Source organism: Leclercia sp. UBA2479 (genome assembly GCF_002341985.1).
Taxonomy (GTDB): Bacteria; Pseudomonadota; Gammaproteobacteria; order Enterobacterales; family Enterobacteriaceae; genus Enterobacter; species Enterobacter pneumoniae.
The window spans coordinates 909,191-931,784 of the sequence record NZ_DDPB01000009.1 but is presented as its reverse complement, the minus strand read 5'-3'; the positions used below and the strand labels follow the sequence as shown (position 1 = coordinate 931,784).

Here is a 22,594-nt window from a genome sequence, read left to right as displayed (position 1 = left end):
CTCTTCCGTGACGCGCACGGGTAACGCAGGCCGGTTAAGCCTGTTACCCCTCAGCTGCGTTCACACTCTCCTATCCGATGCGGCATGCGTCCGCTTCCCAGCGATATCCCACACCATACACCGCGCGAATAAACGACTGATCGGCATCCAGCGCTTCCAGTTTGCGGCGCAGATTTTTAATGTGGCTATCAATAGTACGGTCAGTAACCACGCGATAATCGTCATACAGGTGGTTAAGTAACTGTTCGCGGGAGAAGACTTTCCCCGGTTCGTGAGAGAGGGTTTTCAGCAGGCGAAACTCGGCGGGGGTTAAATCCAGCAGCTTATTACGCCAGCTGGCCTGAAAACGGCTCTCGTCGATAATCAGCGGACTGACCGCATCCAGAGCCTGAAGCTCACGGTGTGGCTTGCAGCGGCGCAAAATCGTTTTCACCCTGGCGACCACTTCGCGCGGGCTATAGGGTTTACAGATGTAATCATCGGCACCAATTTCCAGCCCCAACAGGCGGTCGATCTCTTCGATTTTGGCCGTTACCATCACAATGGGGAGATCGGAAAAGCGGCGGATCTCGCGGCACAGGGTCAACCCATCGGTGCCTGGCAGCATCAGATCCAGCAGGATCAGATCCGGTGGAGTCTGACGCACATACGCCAGCACCTGATCGCCGTGGCTGATCAGGGTGGGCGCATAGCTGGCCGCCCGCAGATAGTCGATTAACAGTTGCCCAAGCTTAGGCTCGTCCTCCACGATCAAAATTCGTGGCGTGTTTTCGTCAATAGGGAGTTCAGTCATACTTCTCTCGATAACTCTCTTTCCAGCGGTAGCTCTACTGTAATGCTAACCCCACCAAAAGGCGAATGCGCGGCGCGCAGCGTGCCGCCGTGCGCCGCCACAATGTTCACGCAAATCGCCAGCCCCAGCCCGGAGCCGCCGCTGGCACGATTACGCGAACCTTCCGTACGGTAAAAGCGCTCAAACAGTTTTGTGAGCTGCGCGTCTGTGACCCCGGGGGCCGTGTCGGCGAAGGTGAGGGAAAAATGGGTGTCTGTAAGGTGGCCGGAGAGGCGTAATGCCCCTCCGCCATCGGTATAACGCAGGCTGTTTTCCAGCAGATTATTAAATAGCTGCATCAGGCGGTCGCGATCGCCAAAGACCACCGCATGGTCGGGCAGGGCGAGTTCAATGCGCAGATCGCGGCTGGCAAAACGTTCACGAAACGCCCCACTGGCCACTTCCAGAATGTTGATCACATCGACGGGGGCTTTCTGATAGGCCAGCGCCCCTTCGTCGGACATCGAGAGCTGGTGGAGATCGTCCACCAGCTTGGTGAGGGTACCCACCTCTGCCTGCAACGAGGCCACCGACTCGGGGGTAAACTGCCGCACCCCATCCTGGATGGCCTCCAGTTCGCCGCGCAGCACCGCCAGAGGGGTACGCAGTTCGTGCGAGATATCGGCCATAAAGTCCCGGCGCATCTGCTGGTTCTTCTCCAGGGTGCTGGCAAGCTGGTTAAAGTCTTGCGCCAGCTTGCCCAGTTCGTCCTCGCTGCGGGTATCTACCCGGGTCGAGAAATCGCCCGCCGCCAGCTTGTGCGTCCCTTCAACCAGCCGCTTGACCGGCGCCAGCAGGCCGCGCGCCAGCGGGAAGGTGGCCAGCGCGGCAAGCAGGGTGGAGAGGGCCACAATCAGCCAGCTGGTCTGCCGCTGCTGGCGATCGAAATTAATATCGGTATTGCGGGTGAGCCGCTCCACCGGGGAGGCAATGACCCAGCCGACGTTGGCGCCGTTGACCCTGATGGCTCGTTTGGTCCCGTCCGGGGGCACGGGCGCCCGCGGGCCAACGAGCACGCGCATATCCTGATCAATCACCCAGAACTGGGTGCGCCAGCCGTGCGGCGGCATGCCCGGACCGGGGCGATCATCATCAGAATCATGTTCGAGGGAGCGCAGGATCTGAAAAATGAAGCGATCGTTATTACGTAAAAACCGCCAGTTGCCATGCAGGGCATACTGGTCGCCCAGCGCATCGCTTAACCCCTGCAGACGCTGTTCGTTGCCATGCTTAATGTAATCGATAAAGCCGCGTTCAAAACTGACCCGCACCGCCCAGTGCATCGTGATAAGCAGGACGATACAGGTGGCGAAAATGGCGAGAAACAGCTTACCCGTAATACCGGGACGCCAGAACTTCATGGTTCACTCCTTTTACGCCGCCGGAGGACGACGTTTTTACTGGTATCATCCGGAACCCTGGCGAAGATCAACGCGGGCAGAGCGATGATGACCGCCATGCTGAGATAAGTGTATAAAAAGACCTGGTGGGCCACGGCGGTATCGGCGCTCAGATGGTGCTGGCCATACATCCCCAGCAGCAGCCCGGCGACAGTGACCCCGACGCTCATGGAGAGCTGCATGATCATCGACAGCAGGCTGTTGCCGCTGCTCGCCAGCGAATCCGGCAGATCCTTCAGGGTGAGGGTGTTCATCGACGAGAAGCGGGTGGAGTTAATGACGCCCTGGAAGAAGAGCACCAGCGGCAGAACGGCGTACCAGCCCAGCAGGGCGACGGCCATAAACAGCAGACTGATCAGCGCCAGCCCCAGGGTGGACGTCACCAGCACCCGGCGATAGCCAAAGCGGTTGACCACCTGCACGACGATCCGCTTCATCCCCATGCTGCCCAGCACCATGGGGATCATCATCAGCCCGGCGTGGAACGGGGAGAAACCCAGTCCAATCTGTAAGAAGACCGGGGTCATAAAGGGCAACATACCGCTGCCGATGCGCCCGGCAAAGCTGCCCAGCAGCCCCAGCCGGTAGGTCGTATTTTCAAATAACGACAAACTGAATAAGGCGCGGTCGTTATCGCGGGCATGCCAGAGATACCACAGCACCGAAACCACCCCGATGGCCACCAGAGCGACCAGCGACAGAGAAGAGATCCCCAGCCCCTTTTGCCCATCCAGCGCCAGGGTCAAGGTCGCCATACCAGCCGCCAGCAGAAAAAAGCCCATCAGATCGAAACGTCGGGTCTGCATGGTGTAGTTGGGCATAAGCCAGAGGGTGGCGATGGCGCCGATAACCCCCACAGGAAGGTTAATCAGGAAGATCCAGTGCCAGGAAGCGTACTCAACCAGAATCCCCCCCAGCGCCGGGCCGAGCAGCGGACCAACCTGCCCGGGTAGGGTGACGAAGGTCATTGCCGCCATATACTGCGCGCGCGGGACGATTTTCATCACCGTCAGCCTGCCAACCGGCACCATCATCGCCCCGCCGACCCCCTGTAACGCCCGCGCCATGATCAGCTCATTGAGGGTGTTCGCCTGAGCACAAAACAGCGAGCCGGTGGTAAAGAGCACGATGGCGGTAAAGAAAATATTGCGCACCCCCACTTTGTCCGCCAGCCAGCCGCTGGCAGGCAGCATCACCGCCACCGTCAGCACATAGGCGACGATGACCATGTGCATATGCAGCGGACTCTCCCCCAGGCTTTTCGCCATTGAGGGGAGGGCGGTGTTAACGATGGTCGTATCCAGCGACTGCATAAAGAAGCCGAAGGCGACAATCCATAGCTGCCAGCGAACCTGCTTAGGGAGATCGGTCATTTACTCCGTCACCGTTAGTGTTTTGCCGTGAAAAACGCAACCGCAGACGATCAAAGAACAGGTAGACCACCGGCGTCGTGTAGAGCGTAAGCAACTGGCTCATCACCAGACCGCCGACAATGGTGATCCCCAGCGGCTGACGCAGCTCGGCACCGTCCCCGCTGGAGATAACCAGCGGTAGCGCGCCAAACAGCGCTGCCAGGGTGGTCATCATAATCGGGCGGAAACGCAGCAGGCAGGCCTGGAAGATGGCCTCTTGCGGCGTCAGGTTGCCGTTGCGCTGCGCCTCGAGGGCAAAATCGACCATCATGATCGCGTTTTTCTTCACTATTCCTATTAATAGCATGATCCCGATAAGCGCGATGAGGCTAAACGGTGCGCCAAATAGCTCCAGCGCCAGCAGCGCCCCCACCCCCGCCGACGGCAGGGTGGAAAGAATCGTCAGCGGATGGACATAGCTCTCGTAAAGCACTCCCAGCACGATATAGACGGTGGCAATCGCCGCCAGAATCAAAATGATCTGAGAGTTCATCGTCTCCTGGAAAACCTGCGCCGTACCGGCAAAGCTGCCGCGCACAGTCGAAGGGACCCCCAGTTGAGTCATGGCGCGGTTGATGGCTTCACTGGCCTCTGAAAGCGAAGAGCCGGTAGGCAGGTTGAATGAGACGGTCGACGCCGCGGACAGCCCCTGATGGTTAACCGACAGCGGCGCGTTCGCTGGCTGCCAGCTGGCAAAGTAGGAGAGCGGAATTGCCTTGCCGTCGTTGTTAATCACAAACATCTTATCCAGCGCGCTGATATCCTGGGTATAGCGCGGATCGACTTCCATCACCACCTTGTACTGGTTCATCGGCTGGTAGATGGTAGAGATCTGCCGCTGACCGAAGGCATTATTCAGCAGGCTGTTGGCCGCGCTGACATCTATCCCCAGCCGCGACATGGTTTCCCGGTCATAGGTCAGGCTCATCTCTGCGCCGTTGTCCTGCTGGTCTGAGTTAACATCCGCCAGCTGCGGCAAGGCCGCCAGCGCTTTGCGGATCTTCGGCTCCCATTCGCGCAGGGCGGCGAGATCGTCCGACAGCAGGGTGTACTGGTAGCTGGCATTGGCCTGCCGCCCGCCAACGCGGATATCCTGAACGGCCATCAAAAAGAGGTTCGCGCCGGGCTCTTTCGCCAGCTTGCCGCGCAGACGATCAATAACCTGCTGGGCGGTTTCGCTGCGGTTATCGCGGGATTTAAGGGTAATAAACATCATCCCGCTGTTGACCCGCGAGCCGCCGGTAAAGCCGGTGACATTATCCACCGCCGGGTCGTCGCGTATGATCTTCATAAAGTCCTGCAACTTTCCGCGCATCGCCTGGAAGGAGATGCTCTGGTCAGCCTGGATGCCGCCCATCAGCACCCCGGTATCCTGCTCCGGGAAGAAGGTTTTCGGAATGGTGATATAGAGCCAGACATTGAGCACAATGGTGCCCAGCAGCACCAGCCCGACGATGCGGGTATGGTTAAGTACCCACTTCAGTGATTTACCGTAGCCCTCCTGCAGCGCCATCAACAGCCGGCCAAACCCGCGTTTACGCGGCTGGCTGTGCGGTTTGCCGGATTTCAGCATCCAGCCGCACATCATTGGGGTGAGGGTCAGAGAGACCGCCAGCGAAATGCCGATTGCGACCGAGAGCGTCACGGCGAATTCTCGCAACAGCCGTCCCGGCAGGCCATCCATCAGCAGCAGCGGTAAGAACACGGCCACCAGCGACAGACTCATGGAGAGCACCGTAAAGCCCACTTCACGCGACCCCTGCAGCGCCGCCTGTAGCGGCTTCATGCCCGCCTCCAGGTGACGGGAGATATTCTCCAGCACCACAATAGCGTCATCCACCACGAAGCCGGTGGCGATAGTCAGCGCCATCAGCGACAAGTTATTAAGGCTAAAACCGCACAGATACATGGCGGCGAAGGTGCCGATAAGCGACACCGGTACCGCCACGGCGGGGATCAGCGTGGCGCGACCGGAGCGTAGGAACAGGAAGACCACGAGGATCACCAGCGCCACGGAGATAATCAGCGACTGCTCCACCTCTTCAAGCGAGGCGCGAATGGTGGGGGAGCGGTCCTGAGCGATCTGCAGATCGATGGCCGCCGGAATGGTCTCTTGCAACTCCGGCAGACGGGCGCGGATGCTGTTCACCGTCTCGATGATGTTGGCCTCCGGCAGCTTGCGGATCATCAGCAAAATGGCCGGTTTGGCGTTGGTCATCCCGGCGTTACGCACATCCTGAACCGAGTCGGTTACGCTTGCCACGTCGCTGAGGCGCACCGCCGCGCCGTTGTTGTAGTGAATAATCAGTGGCTGGTATTCGGCGGCGGTTTTGAGTTCATCGTTGGTCTGGATCTGCCAGCGGTGGCTACTGTCTTCGATGGCTCCCTGCGGCCTGCGCACGTTAGCATTACTGATAGCGCTGCGCACGTCATCCAGCGATACGCCCTGGTTAAACAGCGCCTGCGGGTTGAGCCCCACGCGCACGGCTGGCAGGGAACTGCCCCCCACATCCACATCGCCCACGCCGTCGATCTGGGCGATGGTCTGCGCCAGCTGGGTAGAGGCAAAGTCATACAGCTCACCCTGGGAATAGGTATCCGAGGTGAGCGTCAGGATCATGATCGGCGAGTCGGACGGGTTAGCTTTGCGGTACGTCGGGCGGCTCGGCATACCGCTTGGCAACAAGCTTTGCGCGGCGTTGATCGCTGCCTGCACGTCACGGGCCGCGCCGTTGATGTCGCGGTTAAAGTTGAACTCCAGAATGATGCGCGTACTGCCCAGCGAGCTGCTGGAGGTCATCTCATTGACCCCGGCGATGCGTCCGAGGGAGCGCTCAAGCGGCGTGGCGACCGACGAGGCCATGGTCTCTGGCGACGCGCCGGGCAACGAGGCGCTGACCATAATGACCGGGAAATCCACCTGCGGCAGCGGGGCCACCGGCAGCAGCCGGAAGCCGAGCACGCCGCAGAGCGTAATGGCGAGCGAAATCAGGATTGTCGCCACCGGGCGGTAAATGAAGAGGGCGAAAAACTTCACTTACGCCTCCTCAGTACGCTTCGGGAAGCGGGATTTCATCTTCAGCGCCAGGCTGTCGAACAGCAGGTAAATCACCGGTGTGGTAAAGAGTGTTAACACCTGGCTGACCAGCAGGCCGCCTACCATGCCAATCCCCAGCGGACGACGCAGCTCTGCGCCAACCCCGGTGCTGAGCATCAGCGGCAGGGCACCGAGCAGGGCGGCGAGGGTGGTCATCAGGATCGGACGAAAGCGCAGCAGACAGGCCTGATAGATGGCCTCGCGCGGTGCCATTCCCTGCTCACGCTCGGCGGCAAGGGCAAAGTCGATCATCATGATGGCGTTCTTCTTGACGATACCAATCAGCAAGATGATGCCAATGATGGCAATCACATCCAGTTCACTGCCTGCCAGCATCAGCGCCAGCAGGGCCCCCACTCCTGCGGTGGGCAGGGTAGAGAGGATGGTGATGGGGTGAATAAAGCTTTCGTACAGCACGCCAAGCACGATGTACATTGCCACCACTGCCGCCACGATCAGCCAGATGGTACTGCCCAGTGCGGCCTGGAATGCCAGCGTACTGCCCTGGAACTGGGTCTGAATATCGGTGGGGAAACTGAGATCTTTTTCCGCACCCAGGATCGCCTCCACCGCCTCGCCCAGCGAGTAGTCGTCCGGGACGTTAAACGAGATGGTGGTAGAGGGAAACTGATCCAGATGGTTCACCGCCAGCGGCGTATAGCGCTCCTCCACTTTCGCGATGGCGCTGAGCGGCACGCTGCCGCCTTCGCTGCTGGTGAGACGCACGGCGTCCAGCCCTGCCAGTCCCGGCGTCTGTTGCGTATCGTGCTCCAGCACCACGCGGTACTGGTTTGCCTGAGTATAGATGGTGGAGATCAGGCGCTGACCAAAGGCGTTGTACAGGGCGTTATCCACATCCGCCATGGTAATGCCCAGCCGGCTGGCGCTGTCGCGATCGACGTTGATATAGGCCGCCAGCCCTTTATCCTGCCAGTCGCTGCTGACGTCGGAAAGCTGCGGCAGCGCCTGCAGTTTCTCTACCAGTTGCGGTACCCAGGTGCTGAGCGCCTCAAGCGTAGTGGCCTGCAAGGTAAACTGATACTGAGTGCGGCTGACCTGGGTATCGATCGTCAGATCCTGAGTCGGTTGCAGATAGAGTTCGATACCCGGTACGCGCGCCACGGCCTGCTGCAGGCGCTCAATCACCGCATTGACGCGGTCATCACGCTCATCCAGCGGTTTGAGGTTGATCTGTAGGCGAGCGCTGTTCAGCGACGGGTTGGTACCGTCCACCCCCACGAATGAGGTCAGACTCTCGACGGCCGGATCCTTCATAATGATTTCGGAAACCTGCTGCTGGCGTTGGGCCATGCTGGCAAACGACACCGACTGCGGCGCCTGCAGCGTTCCCTGAATAATGCCGTTGTCCTGAATCGGGAAGAAGCCCTTCGGAATCATGACCCACAGCAGTGCGCTGAGGGCCAGGGTTGCCAGCGCCACGCCCAGCGTCGCCCAGGGGTGGTTAAGCACTTTGGTCAGCAGGCGGCCATAGCCGGCGATCACCCGCTCGAACATCCGTTCAGACGCGCGAGAAAAACGGTTCTGTTTGCGCAGAGACTCATGGCTCAGCATGCGCGCGCACATCATTGGCGTCAGGGTTAATGACACTATCGCCGAGATCAGAATCGCCACCGCCAGGGTGACCGCAAATTCGCGGAACAGACGTCCGACAATATCGCCCATAAACAGCAGCGGAATCAGCACCGCTATCAGGGAGAAGGTCAGGGAGATGATGGTAAAGCCGATCTCACCAGCCCCTTTGAGCGCTGCCGCCAGCGGTTTCTCGCCTTTCTCGATATAGCGCGAGATGTTTTCAATCACTACGATGGCATCGTCCACCACGAAACCGGTGGCGATGGTCAGCGCCATTAGCGTCAGGTTATTGATGGAGAAATCGAGAAACACCATGACCGCAAATGTCCCCACCAGCGATAACGGCACCGCGACGGCGGGGATTATGGTAGCGGGAACGTTGCGCAGGAACAGATAGATGATCATCACCACCAGCGCGATGGCGAGCATCAGCTCAAACTGCGTGTCGCTGACCGAGGCGCGGATGTTGGTGGTGCGATCCGAAAGCACCTTCACGCTCACCGACTTCGGCAGGCTCTCTATCAGCTGCGGCAGCATGGCGCGGATGCTGTCGGCGGTATCAATAATGTTAGCGCCCGGCTGGCGCTGCACGTTCATCACGATGGCCTGCTGCTTATTCGCCCAGGCACCCAGCCAGCTGTTTTCCGCCCCTTGTTCAACCGTGGCCACATCGCCCAGCCGAACAGGGGCCCCGTTCTGGTAAGCCACAATCAGCTGGCGGTACTCATCGGCAGACTGCATCTGATCGTTGGCCGACAGCGTGACCGCGCGGGTGGGGCCATCCAGGGAGCCTTTCGCCGAGTTGACGTTGGCGTTGCTGATGGCGGTACGGATGGTTTCGCTGGTCAACCCCAGCGCGGCGATGGCCTGCGCGTTAAGCTTCACGCGAACGGCCGGACGCTGGCCACCAGAGAGGGTGACCAGGCCGACGCCCGATACCTGAGAAATCTTTTGCGCCACGCGGGTTTCGACCATATCTTCAACCTGCGTCATCGGCATGGCAGACGAGGTGACGGCGAGGCTCATGATGGGCGGATCCGCCGGGTTGACCTTGCTGTAGACTGGCGGATTCGGCAGATCGGACGGCAGCAGGTTGGTGGCGGCGTTAATGGCGGCCTGCACCTCCTGCTCGGCGACATCCAGCGGCAGGGTGAGCTGGAACTGAAGCGTAACAACCGACGCGCCACCAGAGCTTTGTGAGGACATCTGCTTCAGCCCCGACATCTGGCCGAACTGACGCTCCAGCGGGGCGGTTATGGCAGAGGTGACCACATCCGGGCTGGCGCCGGGATAGAGGGTCACCACCTGGATGGTGGGATAATCGACTTCCGGCAGGGCGGAGACCGGCAGAAAACGGTAGCCGATAATCCCCGCCAGTAAAATCGCCACCATCAACAGCGTGGTGGCGACCGGGCGCATAATGAACAGGCGTGACGGCCCGCCCGTGGCGCTGGGTGGCATCACCTGCATCAGGCGTTCTCTCTCTGTTTGGCCTGTTCACGGGCAGGCTGCTTCGGAGTGGCGGTGTCGCTGTGCGCTTCCACTACCTCGACTTTAGCCCCTTCGGTCAGGCGGTCGATACCGTCAGTGACTACGCGATCGCCTGCAGACAACCCGGCGCTGATCACCACCGTCTGGCTGTCCTGGATGCCGGTTTTCACCAGATGTTTACTCACTTTATTCTCGCTGTTCAGTACCCACACGAAGTTGCCTTCGTTGCCCATCTGCAGGGCTGCGGTCGGGATAACTACCGCGTTATCCTGAGTCGAGACCAGCATCCGGGCGTTAACAAACTGGTTCGGGAAGAGCGCGTCGTCCTGGTTGGTAAATCGGGCCTTCAGCTTGATGGTGCCGGTGGTGGTGTCGATCTGGTTATCCAGGCTCAGCAGCGTACCTTCGCTCAGTTTCTGTTTGTTGGCGCGATCCCAGGCTTCAACCACCAGCGGCTGGCCGGTTTTCTGCGCCTGAACGACGGTAGCAATGTCGTTTTCTGGCAGGGTGAAAACCAGATCGATGGGGTGGGTCTGGGTGATCACCACGATGCCTGTGGTATCGCCGCTGGAGATCTGGTTACCGATATCAACCTGTTTCAGCCCCACGCGGCCATCAATCGGGGCGGTGATCCGACTCCAGTCGAGCTGGAGCTGGGCGCTGGCGACGGCGGCTTCATCCGCTTTGATCGTGCCCTGTGATTCACTGACCAGCGACTGCTGGGTATCCAGCTCCTGGCGTGACACCAGATTGGTTTTCACCAGCTTCTGGAAGCGGGCGAGGTCGCGCTGTGCGTTGGCGAGAGTCGCTTTGTCTTTTGCGAGCTGCCCCTGCGCCTGGGTGAGGGCAACCTTAAACTGGCTGGGATCGATTTCAGCCAGCAGATCACCGGCTTTGACCTGTTGCCCCTCCTGGAAGTGGAGCGCCATAAGCTGGCCGTCAACGCGACTGCGCACGGTCACCGTATTTGCCGCCGTGATAGTTCCCAGGCCCGTAAGGTAAAGCGGAACGGATTTATTGACGGCGGTGGCAGCCTGGACAGGGGCCAGCACGCCACCGCGCATAGCGTGGCGGCCACCGCCTGCGGGGCGCTGTTGGCTGGTGGCACCTGCCGGTGCCGCGGAGTGACTGTGCCAGTACCACGCGGCGGCAACGACCACCACAATAAGGCCTGCGGCGATTGCCCAGCGGGATTTTTGACTGCCTTTCATCGTTATACGTTCTCGTCCTGAAACATTTCGGGAAATGATACTAGTTTAGTGAGTGGAGACGGCAGAAAAATGGAGGAAATATGGAAGACTGTCTGGAATTGTCTGAATGAGGGTAAAGCAAAAAGGCAACACGGGTTGCCTTTTCTAGGCTTTTCTCCCTCTTCCACAGGGAGAGGGTAGGGGTGAGGGCATCAGCCCGCACCTATGTCAGCTAAACACTACCTGCGCCCAACGCGCCAGCCCCGCCGTCACCGAGCCGAAATCATCGCCGCCAGCAATCGGGATGCCCGGCAACTGCTCCGCCAGCGCACGCTTAATTAACGGCGATTTGGCGCTACCGCCGGTAAGGTAGATCACGTCCGGTTTCTCTTTACCGTTATCCAGCGCCAACTGCACCTGTTCCAGAATGCGCTGCAACGGTTGTGCCAGTGCCGCCTCCAGCCCCTGCTGACTAATCGCGGTGGCCAGCTCATCGCCGATAAACGGCAGCGTAACGGTATGATCGGCTGCTTCTGAAAGGGCAATTTTACTCTCTTCGGCGCTACGCACCACGCGATAGCTCAGACGCTGACGCCAGAGCTTATACAGCAGGGCGACTTTGTCGGCATCCTGCGCATCGCGCACCAGGTCATTAAGGAAACGACCGTTGGCGGTACTGTAGAAATCGCTCTGAGCGGGGACGTCGTTAATGGCAACCGCATTCCACCAGGGGAGGATCGGCAGGGCGATACCTTTTTCCGTCTGGCCGCCCATGCCCAGCAGCGGCATCAGGCTTTTGAACGCCAGTGCAATATCAAGATCGTTCCCGCCTACGCGGCACCCGCTGTGTCCCAGCAGGCTATTTTCACGGTCGCGGCGGACATGCCATTGTGGCCCCATCAGCAGCAGCGAGCAGTCAGTTGTCCCGCCGCCGATATCCACTACCAGCACACGTTTCTCTTCACTAAGCGTCGCTTCAAAATCCAGACCGGCGGCAACCGGCTCATACTGGAACACCACGTCCTGAAAACCTGCGCGGTGGGCGGCACGCTCAAGGATCCCTTGCGCCTGCTGGTTCGCGTCGTCTCCCCCCAGCCCCTGGAAGTTAATAGGGCGACCAATCACCGCCTGGGTAATGGTATCCGTCACCTGCGACTGTGCCTGCTGACGAATATGCAGCATCATGGCGCAAACCAGATCCTCAAACAGAGCAACCTGCTGCGGCTTCAGTCCGCTGGCACCGAGGAAGGATTTCGGGGATTTAACAAAGTAGACCTCTTCCGGGTCCTCAATATAGTGGCCCAGCGAGGAGAGTCCAAACTGCACGCTGGTGGCGGTAACGTCGATATCCTCTTCGCGATTGAAGCTTACCGCCCGGCGTAACAGCGCCTGGGTTTCCGTGCCGGTAGCCGGAACCTGATGATGACGATAGAGCCACTCGCTTACCGCTTCACGCGTGGGCGCGCAAATCATTGATGGCAGCAGGGTGCTGTTATTTTCCATTTTGAGCAGCTGTGGCTGCCCGTCTTGCATCACCGCCACAGAACAGTTGGCGGTACCATAGTCAAATCCGATAAACACGTGCGAAATCCCCATGCCATTGAGAAGGGGCGAGACTTTAGCGAAATGTCTCGCCTGCGACAACTGGAATATGAAAGCAAGGCAAGAACCGCCGGGCAGCGTTATGCTGTGGAGTAACGAAAAAAGGAGCCGTAATGTTTATTCTGCACTGGCAACCCCCCTACGACTGGCAATGGATGTTCGATTTTTTGGCCGCCCGTGCGGTCACCGGTATCGAAACCGTGACCGCCACTGACTACGTGCGCAGTTTCGCCTGTGAGGGGCATGTCGGGTTAATTCGCGCCACGCCGCACCTGCAAGACGGCACGCTTCAGGTTGAACTGAGTGACGGGCTGCTGCCGGTCGCTGACCCGGTCCTGGCGCGCGTGGCCCGGCTGTTTGACCTGGATTGTCGCCCGCAGCAGATAGCCGGGGTACTCGGGGCGCTCGGCGCTGCCCGGCCCGGCCTGCGACTGCCCGGCTCGATGGATGCTTACGAGCAGGGGGTACGCGCTATTCTCGGCCAACTGGTGAGCGTAGCGATGGCAGCGAAGCTCACCGCGAAAGTGGTCGCCTTGTGTGGTGAGCCGCTCGCAGGGGCGCCGGGCTATTTCTGCTTTCCTACCCCGGCGGCGCTGGCAAATGCCGACCCGTTGGCCTTGAAGGCGCTCGGCATGCCAGTTAAACGCGCCGAGTCGCTCATTCACCTGGCGCAGTCGGTGGAGGCCGGGACATTTCCTCTTACGCCGCCGGATGATATCGAGGCGGGCGTGAAGGCACTGCAAACTCGCCCGGGCATCGGGCGCTGGACGGCGAATTATTTCGCCCTGCGCGGCTGGCAGGCAAAAGATGTGTTCTTACCGGATGATTATCTGATCAAGCAACGCTTTGCCGGCATGACCCCGGCCGGGATACGGCGCTATGCCGCCCGGTGGCAGCCGTGGCGCTCATACGCGCTGCTGCATATCTGGTATACCGAAGGCTGGACGCCGTCAGTTGATAGCGAAGTAGCTGGTATTAAGCAGTAGTTCCAGCGGGCGCGGTTCGTCAATGGTATTGCCGTAGATATAGTCGATGCCGATGCCTGAGAGCGTGTCCATCACCACCGGCTGGTTGCTCGGCCCGGCGATAGTTTTCATGCCCAGCCGCTGGGCATGACCCTGGATAATGGTGACCAGCATCTCGTCCATCAGGTTGCCGTGAACGTTGGTCACGACCTCGGGATCCAGCAGCAGGTAATCTGCCTGATGGGCACTGAGGTGGTTAAACTCGTCCATATCTCGCCCGACATGGCTGAGGATGATACGGCAGCCGGCGCGGCGCAGTTTATCCAGCCCCTGCAGACAGGCGTTATTTTGCTGCCTCAGTACGTCAATATGCAGCATCAGGTGCAGTAGTCGTGCCGGTAGCGGGCTCTGTGCCAGCATATCCAGCAGCTCGTCGACCAGGGTCACGCTGGCCAGTCCAGCCAGCGACAGCGGAAGGGCCACGCCGGTCCCTTTTTTAGCCAGCGGGGCGGCAAAACTGCGGAAGAACTCCTGCATCACGCGTCTGTCGAGAGCGTGAAGGAGCTCGGGCTCAGCCAATCCGGCGCGGAAGGTCTGCTCTTCGAGAACTTCCCCTTCGCTGGTCCACAGGCGCAGCGACAGCATCCAGAAATTGCTGCTCTCCGGGATACGCGGTGACGCCACGCTGCGCGCCAGCATCACCAGGTTGTTGTCTTTAATCATGTGCCACTGTTCATCGAGCGACATCATATTGCGGTTGCTCTGCATGCGTTCTTGCTGCGGTTCATACACCGTGACTACCCCACGTCCGCTGTTTTTTGAGGCGTAGCAGGCAATATCCGCCTGAGACATCACTTCAGCGGCCTGGTGGTTTACAGCGTCGATAAGCGTAATCCCGGCGCTGGCGCCGATACGGTGCAGGCGGCCGTCCCACATAAAGTGGTAATCGTTGATGGCATTAATGATGCGCCCCGCGATGTAGCGGGCGCTTTCGGTATTGCATTCAGGCAACAGTAAACCAAACTCGTCCCCGCCAAGACGCGCCAGCACATCGGTCGAACGCAGCATGCTAAGCATCAGCGAAGAGAGCTCACGCAGCAGGGCATCGCCCGCCGCATGGCCTGCGGTGTCATTCACCGCTTTAAAACGGTCGAGATCGATAAACACCAGCGCATGTCGCTGGCGGGTCTCCTGCACCATATGGAGCAGACGTTTCAGGTGCGCTTCAAAGCTGACGCGGTTTGCCAGGTGGGTGAGGGCGTCGTGAGAGGCGTTGTAGCTCAGTTCACGCAGCATTTTGCGCGACTCGGTAACATCCTGAATGACCAGCACCGAGCCGATGTTTTGTCCATCGAGAGTGCTCAGTGGGGTGATGCTGTAGTGAATATCGTAGCTCCCGCCACTGCGGCTGTGCAGGACGACATCCTGTTCGATATCGGTACGGGACATATCCCCGCTGTGAATGTTTTCCATCAGCGGGCCGCTATTACCAAAGGTAATATGCAGCACCGATAAAATCGGCTGGCCCATCGCGTCTTGCTGCGTCCAGCCGCTCATCTTCTCGGCGACCGGGTTCATAAAGGTGACGTTCATATCGACATCGGTACAGAGCACGGCTTCGCCGATAGAATCGAGGGTAATATGCAGACGCTCTTTTTCCTGGAACAGCGCTTCGTTAAGCTCTTTTACCTCGGTCATATCCATATTGACGCCGAGCAGGCGTTCGACCTCGCCCTGCTTATTCAGCACCCGATTCGCCAGCGCGCGGATGTGACGAACCCCCTCTTTGACCCGAATACGAAACTCCAGCTTGAAGGGAATGCGCGCGGCCAGGGCATCACGTACCACCTGTTCAGCATGGGCGCGGTCCTCCGGGAGCATACACTCATGCCACATCTGCCAGGTGGGTTTAATATGCGGCGGAACTTCATAGAGTTCGAACATGCGCTTATCCCAGCTGATCACGTCCGGTTTAACATCCCACTCCCAGATACCAATTCCCCCCGCTTCGTTAGCGAGAGTAATGCGCTCCATCAGGCGCTTGTTAACCCATTCGGTCTGCTTGAGATCGTTAATGTCTTCAATCTGGGCGATGAAATAGAGCGGGCTGCCGTCCGCATGGCGCACCAGCGAGACCGCCAGCAGCGCCCAGACCACCTCACCATTGCGGGTGTAGTAACGCTTCTCCATCGAGTAGCTGTTGATATCCCCGCGGATCAGTTGCTCCATCTGCTCGAGGTCAAGATTGAGATCTTCGGGCCAGGTCACCTGCTGGAACGTCAGGGAGTGCAGCTCAGACTGGGAGTAACCGAGGAACTGACAAAGCGCTTTGTTGGCCTGCAGCCACTGGCCGTCGGTACCGACCAGCGCCATGCCGATCGCGGAGTACTCCATGGCATTGCGAAAACGTTCTTCGCTCTCGGTGATGTGTTTCCGCTCGGCGCGGAAGGCGTACATCACCATGGTCATGACGTTAGCGGGCAACAGCATCATCAGGAACGGCAGCCAGGGGGCGTTGAGCATGGCGGCATTTTCAGTGACCAGCGGCACCGGCGAAGAGGCGATCAACAGCGATACCATCATTACCGTGACCAGGAAGACCAGAAATGCCTCAAGGCGTGGTAATCGGACGGCGCTCCACATCAGTAAGACGATAATCGCGGTAAAGGGCCAGGGTAAAAAGCGGATGGCGATCCAACTTAGCACCAGCGTCACCACCATAGTGACCAGCGTTTCGAGCAGTAATTGCGGATTGCGATGACGCAGCAGGTAGTGGGGTTTAAACAGCAGGCCCAGCGGCACCAGCGCCAGCGCGCCGATGGTTTCCGAGAGCACCCAGACCAGGAAGTTGCGCATCGGCTCGGCGGTAGGGACCAGCAGATACGCTAGCATGCCGCCCAGCAGAGGCGGGATCACGGCGCTGCCGATCGCCAGACGGATCCAGTCGCCCAGATTTTGCAGCGGGTTATACCAGGGGAGCAGTTTTCGCAGCAACAGCGCGCCGACCACCGCCTCGAGGGTGTTGATCAACCCGTACCACAGATTAAGGGTATCCCAGGAGAAGAGCAGCCAGGTGGCAAAGATATTGCCGAAGGTGCAGGCGAGCGCGATACCGGGCCACATTTTGCCGGCGTGACGGTAAAAGGCCACCATCATAATGGCGGTCGGGAACCATAAAGGTGCCAGTAATGTACCGAAACGCGTCAGCTCCAGCGAAAAAAGGGTAAAGATAAAGGTAACCAGACCAAGACTGACAAGCCGTAGTAAAGGATGTGGGGTGGTAACCAAAACGCGCTGGTATTGTTTATTCATTACCGCTTATCCAGGGGACGCCATGCCGTCACGAACGAGGTCCGGACGAGTTGAATGATGAATTTGGATTATGCTAGTACAAACAATTTACAATTCATATGGTGGCTGCTCATAATTTGACATCATAGAGTTATTAAATAGTTATCCTGCAAAAATTTCATCTTTGATGATGGAAAAGTGAACAGGGTAATAACGTAGCGGGAAGAAAAAGGCTATTTTCGCGCGTCACGCATAACCTGCGCTTTCGACTGGTATCACGGGAGCGAAATCCCTATAATTGCGCCGTTTGACGCTTCGGCGTCGTCCTTCCTTTACATCCAGGTTACTCAGGTCGCTAAATTTATGACTGATAAGTCTCATCAGTGCGTCATTATAGGCATCGCCGGCGCATCGGCTTCAGGTAAAAGTCTTATTGCTAGTACGCTTTACCGTGAATTACGTGAACAGGTTGGTGATGAGCACATCGGTGTCATTCCGGAAGACAGCTATTACAAGGATCAAAGTCATCTGTCGATGGAAGAGCGCGTTAAGACCAACTATGACCATCCCAGCGCGATGGATCACAGCCTGCTGTTTCAGCATCTTCAGTCTCTGAAGAACGGCGCCCCAATTGAATTACCCGTCTACAGCTATGTTGAACATACCCGCACGCAGGAAACTATCCGTATTGAGCCAAAGAAGGTCATTATCCTTGAAGGCATCCTGCTGCTGACCGACGCGCGTCTGCGCGAATCGATGAACTTCTCCATTTTTGTTGATACGCCACTGGATATTTGCCTGATGCGCCGCATCAAGCGCGACGTTAACGAACGCGGTCGCTCCATGGACTCCGTTATGGCGCAATATCAAAAAACGGTACGTCCGATGTTCCTGCAGTTTATTGAACCGTCCAAACAGTACGCCGATATTATCGTGCCGCGCGGGGGTAAAAACCGTATTGCGATCGATATTCTGAAAGCGAAAATCAGCCAGTTTTTTGAATAAAACACGCGAATTGTGTACCGTTCAGAGATAACCCGGTTCACCCTCGGCGCAGATAAGCCCGAGGGAGTGATGCACGAAAGGAGAGAGTGCCATGCGTCTGTGTGACAAAGATATTGAAGCCTGGCTCGATGAAGGCCGTCTGTCCATTTCACCCCGTCCGCCCGTGGAGCGCATTAATGGCGTGACCGTGGACGTGCGTCTGGGCAATAAATTCCGCACCTTCAGCGGGCATACCGCCCCCTTTATCGACCTTAGCGGTCCAAAAGATGAAGTGAGCGCCGCACTCGAACGCGTGATGAGCGACGAGATTGTTCTTGAGGACGGCGAGGCCTTTTATCTGCACCCAGGAGAACTGGCGCTGGCGGTTACCTTTGAATCCGTGACCCTGCCTGCCGATCTGGTTGGCTGGCTTGATGGACGTTCGTCCCTGGCGCGTCTGGGGCTGATGGTGCACGTAACCGCGCACCGTATCGATCCAGGCTGGTCGGGTCGCATTGTACTGGAGTTCTTCAACGCCGGTAAATTGCCGCTGGCATTACGTCCAGGCATGATGATTGGCGCGCTCAGTTTCGAGCCGCTGACCGGCCCGGCTGCACGTCCTTACAACCGCCGCCAGGATGCGAAATACCGCGATCAGCAGGGTGCGGTTGCCAGTCGTATTGACAAAGACTGAGCCCAGCCCAGTCCACCGAGGAAGCCATGAGAAGAGTTCTGACAACGCTGATGATTTTGCTGGTGGTCTTGCTGGCAGGTCTTACTGCGTTGGTGCTGCTGGTAAATCCCAACGATTTTCGTGCCTACATGGTGCGCCAGGTTGAAGCGCGCAGTGGCTACGTGATGAAGCTGGACGGCCCGCTGCGCTGGCACGTCTGGCCGCAGTTAAGCATTCTTTCCGGCCGGATGTCGTTAACCGCGCCGGGGGCTTCCGTGCCGCTGCTTACCTCTGACAATATGCGTCTGGACGTGGCGTTAATGCCGCTTCTTTCGCATCAGTTGCAGGTGAATCAGGTGATGCTTAAAGGGGCGGTAATTCAGTTGACGCCGCAGACCGAGGCGGTGCGCAAGCCCGATGCCCCGGTGGCGCCGCGCGAAAACACGCTTCCCGACGTAGCAGAAGATAACGGCTGGTCGTTTGATATTGGCAAACTGAAGGTCGCCGATAGCGTGCTGGTGTTCCAGCATGAGAGCGACGAACAGGTGACGGTGCGTAATATCAATCTGCAGATGGAGCAGGATGAGCACCACAAAGGCACGATGGACTTTAGCGGGCGCGTGAACCGTAATCAGCGCGACATGGTGGTCTCGCTGAATGCGAATGTCGATGCGTCTGACTATCCTCACCAGCTGATTGCCAATATTCAGCAGCTTGACTGGCAGCTGACCGGGGCCGATCTTCCGGCGCAGGGGATCACCGGACAGGGCAAACTGCAGGCAGTCTGGCGGGAAGAGCGCAAACAGCTTGAGCTCAACCAGCTCGATCTGAAAGCGAACGACAGCGCGTTGACTGGCCAGGCGAGCGTGATGCTGAGCGACACCCCGCAATGGGTGATCAACCTGCAATTTGATACGCTCAATCTTGAAAATCTGCTTACGGCGCAAGCCGCTGCCGCCCAGGGCGACGTGGCGCAGCAGGGGCAGTCTCAGCCGAAGCCGCGCCCGGTGATCTCGACGAACCTCGATCGGCCTGACTATAACGGTCTGCGCGGTTTTGACGCGGATATCATGCTAAAAGCCAACCGCGTCCACTGGCGCGGCATGGATTTCACCCATGTCTCCAGCCAGATGACTAACAAAAATGGTTTGCTCACCATCAGCGATCTGAGCGGCGAGATGGGGCAGGGGCGCCTCTCATTGCCAGGCACCCTGGATGTGCGCAAAGCGGAGGCCCGCACGGCATTCCAGCCGCGGCTGGAAAATGTCGAGATTGGCACCATCCTGAAAGCCTTCAACTATCCGATCCCCCTGACCGGTAGCCTGACGCTGGCGGGCGATTTCTCTGGCGGCAAGATCGACGCCGAGGCCTTCCGTCGCAACTGGCAAGGGCAGGCCCACGTCGAGATGAGCAACACCCGTATGGAAGGGCTTAACTTCCAGCAACTGGTGCAGCAGGCGGTGGAGCGCAGCAGTAATGTGAAGGCCAAAGATAACTTTGAGAACGCCACCCGTCTGAATCGCTTTGTTACCGAGCTTTCGCTTGATAACGGCCAGCTCTCGCTGGAGAGCATGCAGGGGGAATCGCCTATGTTATCGCTTGAGGGCGATGGCACGATGGACCTGGTCAAAGAGACGGCGGATACCCACTTTAAAGTGACGGTGCTGGAGGGCTGGTTGGGCGAGGGTAAGCTGATCGATTTCCTGAAACAGACACCGATCCCGCTGAGCGTGTATGGTCAGTGGCAGGCGCTCAACTACAGTCTGCAGGTGGATCAGCTGATGCGTAAACATCTTCAGGATGAAGCCAAACGGCGTCTGAACGACTGGGCGGATCGCAACAAGGATTCGAAAAACAGTAAAGACGTGAAAAAGCTGCTGGAAAAACTTTAATGATTAAGCCGGGTAGGGGTTAGCCTTACCCGGCTTTTTATTACACTTCGTACTCTTCCTCTGCTTCATCAGCCTGCGGAATTAACTGCACCTTCTGCACCCGGTGATGATCGACTTCCAGCGTCCTCAGAGCATAGTGACCCACCTGGACCTCTTCCCCAGGGGCGGGAATACGTTGCAGGTATTCCATCAGCAGACCGGCGAGGGTGTGATACTCACGCTTCTCATCCAGCGGCAGTGGCACATACTGCACCAGGTCTTCCAGCGGCATATGACCGTTCGCCGTCCAGCTTCCGTCGGCATTTTTCTGGATATCATGGCGGGCGTCGATCTCTTCCACTTCGTTAGGCAGGTTACCGGCAATGGTTTCCATCACGTCGCTCAGGGTCACCACCCCCTCAACGGAGCCGAATTCATCCACCACAAAGGCAAAGTGCGTACGGGCGTTGCGGAACTGCTCCAGCGCAGAGAGCAGCGGCAGCCCCTCCGGGAAGACCAGCGGCTGACGCACCAGCGCCCGCAGGTCAAGCGGTTCATCCTGTAACTGCTGGTTGAGCAGGTCGATAACGTGCACCACGCCGAGCAGATCCTCCTCCTGCTCGCCACCGGTTACCACCACGCGGGTATGCTGGTTTTTTTCCAGCAGCGCGCGGATTTGCGCCTCCGGGGCGTTGAGGTCGATATGCTCGATATCGTGGCGCGAGGTCATGATGCTGCTGACAGAGCGCTGGTTAAGATTTAACACCCGCTCAATCATTCGACGTTCCTGCGGGTTAAAGATCTGGCTGCTGTCATGATCGGCCAGCAGGGAGGCCGACTCCGCATCCAGTTCCGCATCCTCTTTCTTTCCGCTCAGCAGACGCATCACCGTCTCAGCTGTGCGCTGACGTAGCGTCTGATTGGCTGACAGAAAGCGACGGCGGTTGAAAATGGCCAGCTGGTTTAGCGCCTCGATGATGACCGAGAACCCTATGGCGGCGTACAGATAGCCTTTCGGAATGTGGAAGCCAAAGCCGTCTGCCACCAGGCTAAAGCCGATCATCAGCAGGAAGCTAAGACAGAGAATGACGATTGTCGGGTGGCTATTAACGAAGCGCGTTAACGCCTTACTGCCCATCACCATCAGCGCAATGGCAATGATGACGGCTGCCATCATAACGGCCAGATGGTCCACCATCCCCACGGCGGTGATCACCGAATCAAGAGAGAAGACAGCGTCCAGCACCACAATTTGCGCCACCACCGGCCAGAATCTGGCGCCCCGGCGCTGGGTGGGGTTTTCATTATCCTTACCTTCCAGCCGTTCATTGAGTTCGACGGTGGCTTTGAAGATCAGGAACAGGCCGCCAAAAAGCATAATCAGGTCGCGCGCGCTGAAGCCCAGGCCGTGTACCGTAAATAGCGGTTTGGTGAGCCCCACCAGCCAGGAAATAGAGGCCAGTAACAGCAGGCGCATCACCATGGCCAGAAGCAGGCCGGTGACGCGAGCGCGATCGCGCTGAGCAGGGGGCAATTTTTCGGCAAGAATGGCGATAAAGACCAGGTTGTCGATGCCGAGCACCAGTTCCAGTAACACCAGAGTGACCAGACCGGCCCAGATTGATGGATCTGCAATCCATTCCATAGCGGGAATCATACCTTTTGTAATATGACAAATGTCACATTTCGATCATGGATAAAGCCTGCGAAAAATGCAATGCCAGCCTGGGATTTCCTCGGGCAACGCCGCAAATACGGCTCACTCTATTCCCATGGTTAAATTAGGGTTATAACCAGAATCCCCTTAAATAATTATATTTAAGAAATATCGCAGGTAACGGTTATATATTCATTTTTGTCAACCTGAAGAAAATCCTAAAACATTAAAACTTTGCCGTTAATATTAATCTTAAAAAGCGATGCGCCGACTGTTGTTTCCTTGCCTGCTAAATCGTTAGCTGCAACAATTCCTCCAGCATCAAATGTTAAAGCCTCTTGTTGCTATTTCAGTGTCGGTTTAAAGAACAGAAAGTTTATATCTGGAGAAGCGTTTTCTTGCCCGATATATCTTTCGATTAAACCATGTCAAAGAGGGTGTTTATCCATAAATTACTGTTTAAACAGTGGATTGGTAACTGAAAGCCAAGGGCGGTAGCGTGCCTGAAAGCGTGTTAATCAGCCTCGATTATTCTG

General features: G+C 58.0%; 13 protein-coding genes. 4 read left to right on the top strand and 9 right to left on the bottom strand.

The window, feature by feature from the left end:
• Window positions 1–70: 70 nt before the first annotated feature.
• The 7 genes from baeR to yegD form a co-directional block, all read right to left on the bottom strand.
• Window positions 71–793, bottom strand: a complete 723-nt coding sequence (gene baeR / locus B3B59_RS14115) for a two-component system response regulator BaeR (RefSeq protein WP_046884784.1) — start codon at window positions 791–793, stop codon at window positions 71–73.
• Window positions 790–2,193, bottom strand: coding sequence for a two-component system sensor histidine kinase BaeS (gene baeS / locus B3B59_RS14110; protein WP_286809360.1), 1,404 nt, complete (start codon window positions 2,191–2,193; stop codon window positions 790–792). The genes baeR and baeS overlap by 4 nt, the downstream gene beginning before the upstream one ends.
• The gene (locus B3B59_RS14105; protein WP_286809358.1) at window positions 2,190–3,605 is read right to left on the bottom strand and encodes an MFS transporter; all 1,416 of its coding nucleotides are present in this window, start codon (window positions 3,603–3,605) and stop codon (window positions 2,190–2,192) included. The genes baeS and B3B59_RS14105 overlap by 4 nt, the downstream gene beginning before the upstream one ends.
• The gene (gene mdtC / locus B3B59_RS14100; RefSeq protein WP_046884787.1) at window positions 3,589–6,681 is read right to left on the bottom strand and encodes a multidrug efflux RND transporter permease subunit MdtC; all 3,093 of its coding nucleotides are present in this window, start codon (window positions 6,679–6,681) and stop codon (window positions 3,589–3,591) included. Before mdtC ends, B3B59_RS14105 begins: the two co-directional genes overlap by 17 nt.
• Window positions 6,682–9,804 carry an MdtB/MuxB family multidrug efflux RND transporter permease subunit gene (locus B3B59_RS14095; protein ID WP_286809356.1) on the bottom strand — a complete coding sequence of 1,041 codons (3,123 nt, stop codon included), beginning with the start codon at window positions 9,802–9,804 and terminating at the stop codon, window positions 6,682–6,684. It abuts the gene before it with no gap.
• Entirely contained in the window at window positions 9,804–11,036 is a 1,233-nt protein-coding gene (locus B3B59_RS14090) for an MdtA/MuxA family multidrug efflux RND transporter periplasmic adaptor subunit (protein ID WP_286809354.1), read from the bottom strand. The genes B3B59_RS14095 and B3B59_RS14090 overlap by 1 nt, the downstream gene beginning before the upstream one ends.
• A gap of 207 nt (window positions 11,037–11,243) precedes the next feature.
• Window positions 11,244–12,596: a molecular chaperone gene (gene yegD / locus B3B59_RS14085; RefSeq protein ID WP_207292063.1), complete on the bottom strand. Its 1,353-nt coding sequence runs from the start codon at window positions 12,594–12,596 to the stop codon at window positions 11,244–11,246.
• Between the two features lie 134 nt (window positions 12,597–12,730).
• On the opposite strand from yegD, the gene alkA reads away from it, so the two are divergent.
• On the top strand, window positions 12,731–13,603 hold the full coding sequence (gene alkA / locus B3B59_RS14080; protein WP_286809352.1) for a DNA-3-methyladenine glycosylase 2: 873 nt from the start codon (window positions 12,731–12,733) through the stop codon (window positions 13,601–13,603).
• On the opposite strand, the gene B3B59_RS14075 is transcribed toward alkA, so the two are convergent.
• Window positions 13,568–16,894: a diguanylate cyclase gene (locus B3B59_RS14075; RefSeq protein ID WP_263616166.1), complete on the bottom strand. Its 3,327-nt coding sequence runs from the start codon at window positions 16,892–16,894 to the stop codon at window positions 13,568–13,570. The two genes, alkA and B3B59_RS14075, sit on opposite strands and share 36 nt — an antisense overlap.
• Window positions 16,895–17,236: 342 nt before the next feature.
• Between B3B59_RS14075 and udk the strand changes: the two genes are divergently transcribed.
• The 3 genes from udk to asmA all read left to right on the top strand — a co-directional run bounded on the left by udk (window position 17,237) and on the right by asmA (window position 20,422).
• On the top strand, window positions 17,237–17,878 hold the full coding sequence (gene udk / locus B3B59_RS14070) for a uridine kinase (protein ID WP_040074880.1): 642 nt from the start codon (window positions 17,237–17,239) through the stop codon (window positions 17,876–17,878).
• A gap of 91 nt (window positions 17,879–17,969) precedes the next feature.
• The gene (gene dcd / locus B3B59_RS14065) at window positions 17,970–18,551 is read left to right on the top strand and encodes a dCTP deaminase (RefSeq protein WP_040074881.1); all 582 of its coding nucleotides are present in this window, start codon (window positions 17,970–17,972) and stop codon (window positions 18,549–18,551) included.
• A gap of 26 nt (window positions 18,552–18,577) precedes the next feature.
• Window positions 18,578–20,422 (top strand): outer membrane assembly protein AsmA, encoded by a 1,845-nt coding sequence (gene asmA, locus B3B59_RS14060; protein WP_046884793.1) that lies wholly within the window; start codon window positions 18,578–18,580, stop codon window positions 20,420–20,422.
• A gap of 40 nt (window positions 20,423–20,462) precedes the next feature.
• On the opposite strand, the gene B3B59_RS14055 is transcribed toward asmA, so the two are convergent.
• Window positions 20,463–22,046, bottom strand: a complete 1,584-nt coding sequence (locus B3B59_RS14055) for a TerC family protein (RefSeq protein WP_233801770.1) — start codon at window positions 22,044–22,046, stop codon at window positions 20,463–20,465.
• Window positions 22,047–22,594 lie beyond the last annotated feature (548 nt).

Excerpts from the sequence above, each read along its gene's own strand:
- baeR (WP_046884784.1), bottom strand. The coding sequence starts at position 793 with ATGACTGAACTCCCTATTGACGAAAACACGCCACGAATTTTGATCGTG.
- B3B59_RS14055 (WP_233801770.1), bottom strand. The coding sequence starts at position 22,046 with ATGGAATGGATTGCAGATCCATCAATCTGGGCCGGTCTGGTCACTCTG.
- udk (WP_040074880.1), top strand. The coding sequence starts at position 17,237 with ATGACTGATAAGTCTCATCAGTGCGTCATTATAGGCATCGCCGGCGCA.
- baeS (WP_286809360.1), bottom strand. The coding sequence starts at position 2,193 with ATGAAGTTCTGGCGTCCCGGTATTACGGGTAAGCTGTTTCTCGCCATT.
- B3B59_RS14095 (WP_286809356.1), bottom strand. The coding sequence starts at position 9,804 with ATGCAGGTGATGCCACCCAGCGCCACGGGCGGGCCGTCACGCCTGTTC.
- asmA (WP_046884793.1), top strand. The coding sequence starts at position 18,578 with ATGAGAAGAGTTCTGACAACGCTGATGATTTTGCTGGTGGTCTTGCTG.
- B3B59_RS14105 (WP_286809358.1), bottom strand. The coding sequence starts at position 3,605 with ATGACCGATCTCCCTAAGCAGGTTCGCTGGCAGCTATGGATTGTCGCC.
- dcd (WP_040074881.1), top strand. The coding sequence starts at position 17,970 with ATGCGTCTGTGTGACAAAGATATTGAAGCCTGGCTCGATGAAGGCCGT.
- B3B59_RS14090 (WP_286809354.1), bottom strand. The coding sequence starts at position 11,036 with ATGAAAGGCAGTCAAAAATCCCGCTGGGCAATCGCCGCAGGCCTTATT.
- B3B59_RS14075 (WP_263616166.1), bottom strand. The coding sequence starts at position 16,894 with ATGAATAAACAATACCAGCGCGTTTTGGTTACCACCCCACATCCTTTA.
- alkA (WP_286809352.1), top strand. The coding sequence starts at position 12,731 with ATGTTTATTCTGCACTGGCAACCCCCCTACGACTGGCAATGGATGTTC.